The sequence below is a fragment of the Frankia sp. AgKG'84/4 genome, from assembly GCF_023242965.2.
Classification (GTDB): domain Bacteria; phylum Actinomycetota; class Actinomycetes; order Frankiales; family Frankiaceae; genus Frankia.
Genome location: NZ_JALKFU020000991.1, coordinates 1 through 1,901 on the forward strand (window position 1 = coordinate 1; position 1,901 = coordinate 1,901).

The following is a 1,901-nucleotide window of genomic DNA, read 5'->3' on the forward strand; positions in this document are numbered from 1 at the left end:
CCGGCGACCCGGAGGGCACCGGCAGCGGCAGCGGCGCCGGTGCGGGCGGCGACCAGCGGTGGCTGCGGACGCCCGTCGGCGTCATCGACAAGCCGTTCGAGCAGGTCCGGGACCTGCTCGTGCTCGACCTCGGCGGCGGCGGTGGGCATCTGGGTATCGCCGGCGGCCCGCAGAGCGGCAAGAGCACGCTGCTGCGTTCCGTCATCGCCGGGCTCGCGCTCACCCATTCGCCGCGCGAGGTGCAGTTCTTCTGCCTCGACTTCGGCGGCGGCTCGCTGGCGAGCATCGCCGACCTGCCGCATGTCGGCGGAGTCACCGGCCGCCACGACCCGGACCGGGTCGGGCGCACCGTCGCGGAGCTGCTCGCCATCCTGCGCGATCGGGAACGGCGCTTCGCCGAGCTCGGCGTGTCCGGCATGGCCGCCTATCGGGAAGCCATCGCCGCCGGTCGGGCCGCGCCCGAGGAGTTCGGCGAGGTGTTCCTCGCCGTTGACGGCTGGTTCGTGCTGCGCCAGGACTTCGAGGCCGTCGAGGAGGCCGCCCGGGAGGTCGCCGCCCGCGGCCTGAACTACGGCCTGCACGTCATGCTCACCGCCGGGCGCTGGTCGGAGGTGCACCACTCGATGCGCGACAAGCTCGGCAGCCGCCTGGAGCTGCGCCTCGGTGACCCGGTCGAGTCGGGCATCGACCTGCGCGCCGCCGCCGCCGTGCCGAAACTACCCGGCCGTGGCCTCACCGACGCCAAGCTGCACTTCATGGCCGCGCTGCCGCGCATCGACGGCCGGTCCAGCGTCGATGACCTCGCCCACGGCACCCGCCATCTCGTCGACTCCGTCGTCGACTGCTGGCCCGGGCCGCGGGTGCGGGCGGTGCGCACCCTGCCGGCGGTGCTGCCCGTCGAGGACCTGCCCGTCCCGCCCGACCGCGGGGAGCTGCGGGTCGCCCTCGGCGTCGACGAGAGCCGCTTCGAACCGGTCTGGCATGATTTCTCCGCGCAGGCCCATCTGACGCTGCTCGGCGACAACGAGAGCGGCAAGACGAACCTGCTGCGCCTTCTCGCTCGTGCGATCGTCGCCCGCTACACCCCCGCGCAGGCGAAGATCATGGCGGTGGACTACCGGCGCGGCCTGTTCGACGAGATCCCCGACGCCTACCGGCTGGGCTACTCCGTCTCCCCCGACAGCACGAAGGCCACCGCCCGCGACGCCGCCGGCGGACTCACCCCACGCCTGCCCGGACCCGACATCACCCCCGCCCGGCTGCGCCGACGCGACTGGTGGAGCGGACCGCTGCTGTTCGTCCTCATCGACGACTACGACCTGCTCACCGGCCACGACAACCCGCTGGCGCCGCTCGTCCCGCTGCTACCCCAGGGCGGCGACATCGGCCTGCACGTCGTCGTCGCCCGCGCCGCAGCCGGGCTGATGCGCATGTCGATGGACCCGCTGCTGCGCCGCCTGCAGGAACTCAACACCCCCGACATCGCGCTGTCCTGCCCGCGCGGGGAGGGCCCGCTGCTCGGCGGGGTCAAACCCCGCGACCTGCCGCCCGGGCGCGCCCTGCTGTGCACGCGCCGCGGCAGCCAGCTGATCCAGACCGGCTACGTCACCCCCAGCCGGCCCGACGACACCGAACCCGAGGACACCGAACCCGAGGACACCGAACCCGACGACACCGAACCCGATGAGACCGGCGGCTCCGCGGCCGGTCCCGCCGCCGGCTCCGCGCGGGCCTGAGCCCCGGCCGAGCACGGGGCGCGCGGACCCACCGTCGACCCCCGCTGCGACATCGGGACACACTGACGTCATGGCCGACGTCGACCCGACCGGGACGGTTTGCGCCGCCCTGGCGGACGAGCTGGCGCCGGGCGTGCTGCGGGCGGCGGCGGCGCTGCCCTCGGG

At 74.5% G+C, this 1,901-nt stretch carries 1 protein-coding gene; it reads left to right on the forward strand.

Going from position 1 to position 1,901, the window contains the following annotated elements:
• Positions 1-1,736 (forward strand): type VII secretion protein EccCb (gene eccCb / locus MXD58_RS26645; protein ID WP_250610542.1); only part of this gene is annotated, 1,736 nt, incomplete at its 5' end.
• Positions 1,737-1,901: the final 165 nt, after the last annotated feature.